The sequence below is a fragment of the Mycobacterium sp. TH-M11 genome, assembly GCF_057473725.1.
The window spans coordinates 1-4,448 of record NZ_JBYCLD010000414.1 but is presented as its reverse complement, the minus strand read 5'-3'; the positions used below and the strand labels follow the sequence as shown (position 1 = coordinate 4,448).

The following is a 4,448-nucleotide window of genomic DNA, read 5'->3' as shown; positions in this document are numbered from 1 at the left end:
TTCTCCGCCTCCGAGCGCGACGCCGAGACCGGTGACGAATGGGAGCATTACAGCGATTCCGACGGCAAGTCCGGCGGGCAGAAAGAGAAGCTCGCCTACACGATCCTGGCGGCCTCCCTTGCTTACCAGTTCGGGCTCGAGTGGGGTGCGCAGAAGTCGCGAGACTTCCGGTTCGCGGTCATCGATGAGGCATTTGGGCGCGGCTCGGATGTCTCGACGCGCTACGCGCTGGACCTCTTCGCGACGCTCGGGCTGCAACTTCTCATCGTGACGCCGCTGCAGAAGGTTCACGTCATCGAGCCCTACGTGAAGGCGATCGGATTCGTCGACAATCCGAGCGGAACGTTCTCTCGGCTGCAGACGATGACAATCGAGGAGTACCGGACGCGACGTGACGGACGGCGGTCATGAGCGCCGCGCCGACGACATCAACAGGCGCCGCATGAGCGGCGCCGATGATGAGGAGTGGCGCCATGAGCGCGACGTGGACCACGCCGGATGACATTGCCGCCAGGGTCAGACGCCGGTGGGACGACGGATCGCTGTTGCGCGCCTACGCCAACGGCGACCGCTTCGCGCCGATCGAGGTGCCACTGCGCGGCCCCAAACCGTCGGAGGTCGGTGACGACGTCGCCGCCGCGCGCGGGTGGGTAGCGGCCTTGGATGCCGGCCGCCGTGACGACAGCCGCTACGCCTTGCAATGGCAGTCAATCGGCGGCCGGCAGATCGGCCGCAACCGGCTGCCCGTCCGCGCCGTGGTCTCCTCGATCACGCAAGCCTGGGCTTTGTTGGGCGTGACGACGATGGTTCGCCGGTTCGACGATCTCCTGATTTTGGCAGATCAGCACCCGCAGGTTCGCGAGTGGATCGTCGGCCATCCGCATCGCGCGCTCGAGTTGGCGCCCGAGATGCCACGGCTGATCGCTGCTTACGTGTGGCTCGACAGTCACCGTCAGTCGCAGCAATACCTTCGCCAGATCGATGCGCCCGGCGTCGACACCAAATTCGCCGAGCGGTACCGGCCGGTGTTGGCCGCGATGCTTGGTGTCTCGGCGACGGGCTCCGGGTTTCTGGCCGATCTCGGTCTGCGGTGCAAGCCCGGATTGGTGCGGCTGCGGCCCGCGGCTTCGCTCGGTTTACCGGCTCCGATTACCGAGCTGGCGGTGCGTTCGGAGGAGTTGGCCCGGCTCACTGTCGAACCGCGCGTCGCGGTCATCGTCGAGAACGAGATCAGCTATCTGAGCGTCGATGTCCCCGAAGACGGGATTGTGTTCTGGGGGAAGGGTTTCGAAGTCGACAGCATCGGTAGGTTGCGTTGGCTGGCCGAAGCCGACGTCCTCTACTGGGGAGACATCGACACGCATGGATTCGCCATTCTCGACCGCCTGCGGGCGTGGCTCCCGCGTGCGCGCTCGGTGCTGATGGACCGCGACACGCTGCTGGCCCACCGCGACCGCTGGGGGACCGAAGACCGCCCCGCGAAGTCGGTCCTGACCCGACTGACACCTGAGGAGTTCGACCTCTATTCAGAACTGGTCGAAGGCGGGCTGGGTGAGCGGGTGCGCCTCGAACAGGAGCGAATCGACTGGCGTTGGGTCGAGAAGGGGCTCACCGTGACGCTGCGGCCAGGCTAGACGGGGTCGACGAAGACCGGTGGCTCGCCTGACATCCCGGCCACCACGGCGGCGAGTTGATTGGGCTGGCCGATCAGCGCAGTCTGCAACTCGGACTCCCGTTTGAGTGCCGTGGCGGCGTCGTGGCTGGTCCATGTCTCGTCGTAGAGGCGTTTGGCGGCGCGCACCGCATCGGGGGACTTCTGCGCGATCTCCTCGGCCAGTGCCAGGGCCGCCGCCAGCGGGTCGTCGTCGTTTCGCGTGACCAACCCGATAGCCAAAGCCTCACTGCCAGAGATGATCCGGCCGCTGAACGTCAGCTCCTTGGCGACGTCGATCCGGACCAATCGCGGCAGTGTTTGCGTGATGCCCATGTCGGGAACGAGACCCCACTTCACTTCCATGATCGACAGCTTCGCCTCAGGTGCAGCGACCCGGATGTCGGTGCCCAACGCGATCTGCAGGCCGCCACCGAAGCAGTTCCCGTGGATCGCGGCGATCACAGGCGCCGGTACCAACGACCAGTCGTAGGCCACCCGCTGTGCGAAGTTGGCCAGCCGGCCACCATCACGCTCCAGTAGAACCCCGGTTCCGCCCTGACCGGACATGAAGCTGGCGATGTCCAGCCCCGAGCAGAAGCTCCTGCCTTCGCCGTGTAGCATGACCGCGCGAACCGACGCATCGCCCGCCAATTGCTCTGCGGCGTTCGTCAGGCCCTCGAACATTGCCTGGTCGAGCGCATTGTGCTTGTCGGCGCGCACCATCGTCACCATTGCGACCCCGCCGGCGCCGATCTTCACCTGGACTCTGTCATCGGCCATGTTCGAAACTTACCGTGAAGCCGGCGGCGGCTTCAGCCACCCGCGATGTCAAGGTAGTGGTAAACGAAGTGGATCGTGACCAAGGGCCTCGATGTGGTGGCCGATGGCGTTTTCGGCGCGCTGCGCAACGCCCTTTTATCGCAGTCGTTTTCGACGATTCGCATGACTCGCAAGATGCTGTCGAGCAAGTCGGAACCGGGTGGAGCGCTCGGCGACGCCACCATTGTCACCGGCACGGCTGGGGCGCCACCGTCTCGCCGGACAGCCGGACGGAACCCGTCGACGGGGTCGGCGCACGGGTGCGCTACGTCGCGGCCAGCGGATCTAACCCCGGACCGTAGGATGGGTCAACAATGAGAAGACGGGTCTTTGTGCCAATCGCTGTGACGACCGTGGTCATCCTGTCGCTGCTGTATCTCTGGTACAACTCCGGGCAGCACAAACTCCAAAGGTGCGTCAAGGCTCAGCAAGACCACTTCTATTCGACCAGCGAGGGTCAGGAGTTGCACCGGCACGGAACCGATCCGCCGGTCGACTTGTTCGTCTTGGAATGCCATCAACTGGGGATCCACTGACCCATGCCGCGTTCCAACCTGGTGCTGGTCTGCCGACCGAGCGAACCCGCGCCGAACGTGCACACACTGCGATTTTTGCCGCGATTTTTCGCATTGGTTACACGTTCGGCGAGCCACTCCGTCATGGGGGGTACATCAACGACTTGCGACAAAGGTCAGGTGATTCTGGTGGTTGGCTGTCCGCTTGCCGCTTTCGGTCTACTGGCGTCGAGTGTGAACTGAAGCCCAGGATTCCGATGTTTCGTCTGGGTGACAGCCGCGGGTCGAACTTGTTGCGCTGTCGTCACGTGACTCTGCTTGTCCGGCATCGTCATTCGCACCAGTGGCACATTCGGGCCTGGTGCCTGATAGTCATTGAAAGCCTGAAACGCAGGTGTCAGCGTAGGTGGTAGCCGAAACATGGGCGAGGTATTTCAGTTCCATCGCGAGATCATCGTCTGTGGTGACGACCCGTTGGCGAATACGATCATCGATGAACTGCGCGGCGCGGGTGCCCGCATCATCAGAATCGTCTCCGCTGGCGATCTGCTCGGCGCCGGTGTGCACCGGGCTCGCGCCGTCGTGTGTGCCGGGCCCGATGACGCGGTCAACCTCGAGATCGCCCTGTTGGCGCGCAGGTACAGCCCCAACGTGCGAGTGGTCGCTCGGATCGCCGACACCGTGCTGCGTGATGCGGTCGCCGAGATCAGCGGTCCCGGTGCGATCCTGAACGTCGCCGACCTTGCGACGCCGTCGATCGTCGAGGCGGTCCTGTCGCGTAATGCGCACCAGTTCAGCACGGCTGGAATGGAGTTCGTTGTCTGGGGATCCGAGGCGCGCAAAGAAGGCACACTGCGGGAGATCTATGGCGATTTGGCCCCGGTGGCGGTGGTACACGGGCACAACGCGCCTGTTCCCGGGGACATCGTGCCGTGCCCGGGACGCGACGAGCGAGTCTACCCAGGTGACTGGACCTCGATGATCGGGGTCAAAGACGAGCTCGAAGCCCGCGGCATAACGGTGCCATCGTCAACCGCCAAGCGCTCCAGGCACTCCCGGGTCAGGCGTGTGATCGATGCGGTGCGCGCCATGCGCGAAGACGCCAACCCGCTGCTGTTGCCCTCGTTGATATTCACCCTGGTGCTGATGTGCGGTTCGACGGCAATGGTGCGTTTCACCTACCTAAATCCGCGGATGTCGTGGCTCGATGCGCTGTATTTCACGTCCGAGACGATCACCAGTGTCGGCTTCGGCGACTTCAGCTTTGCCGCGCAGTCTTCGGCTCTGCGACTGTTCGCCATCGTGTTGATGTTCGGTGGTGTCATGATCACCGCGGTTCTGGTGGCGATCATCGCGGATTTGCTGCTGTCGCGTCGATTCGTTCATGCCGCCGGCATCCGGCGCGCGCGCCGCATGCATGACCATATCGTCGTCGTGGGAATGGGCTCGACGGGCATCCG

At 64.2% G+C, this 4,448-nt stretch carries 5 protein-coding genes; 4 read left to right on the top strand and 1 reads right to left on the bottom strand.

Features of this window, described 5'->3' with window-relative positions:
• Both AC2VOG_RS16330 and AC2VOG_RS16325 read left to right on the top strand, forming a co-directional pair.
• The coding region (locus AC2VOG_RS16330; RefSeq protein WP_486940912.1) for an SbcC/MukB-like Walker B domain-containing protein at positions 1-411 on the top strand (411 nt) is incomplete at its 5' end.
• A 62-nt stretch (positions 412-473) separates the two neighbouring features.
• Positions 474-1,634, top strand: a complete 1,161-nt coding sequence (locus AC2VOG_RS16325) for a Wadjet anti-phage system protein JetD domain-containing protein (protein WP_486940911.1) — start codon at positions 474-476, stop codon at positions 1,632-1,634.
• On the opposite strand, the gene AC2VOG_RS16320 is transcribed toward AC2VOG_RS16325, so the two are convergent.
• The gene (locus tag AC2VOG_RS16320; protein ID WP_486940910.1) at positions 1,631-2,434 is read right to left on the bottom strand and encodes a crotonase/enoyl-CoA hydratase family protein; all 804 of its coding nucleotides are present in this window, start codon (positions 2,432-2,434) and stop codon (positions 1,631-1,633) included. The genes AC2VOG_RS16325 and AC2VOG_RS16320 overlap by 4 nt on opposite strands.
• A 371-nt stretch (positions 2,435-2,805) precedes the next feature.
• Here AC2VOG_RS16320 and AC2VOG_RS16315 point away from each other — a divergent pair, with 371 nt between their 5' ends.
• Both AC2VOG_RS16315 and AC2VOG_RS16310 read left to right on the top strand, forming a co-directional pair.
• Positions 2,806-3,009: a hypothetical protein gene (locus AC2VOG_RS16315; RefSeq protein WP_486940909.1), complete on the top strand. Its 204-nt coding sequence runs from the start codon at positions 2,806-2,808 to the stop codon at positions 3,007-3,009.
• Positions 3,010-3,408: 399 nt separating this feature from the next.
• A partial coding sequence (locus AC2VOG_RS16310) for a potassium channel family protein (protein ID WP_486940908.1) occupies positions 3,409-4,448 on the top strand: 1,040 nt, incomplete at its 3' end.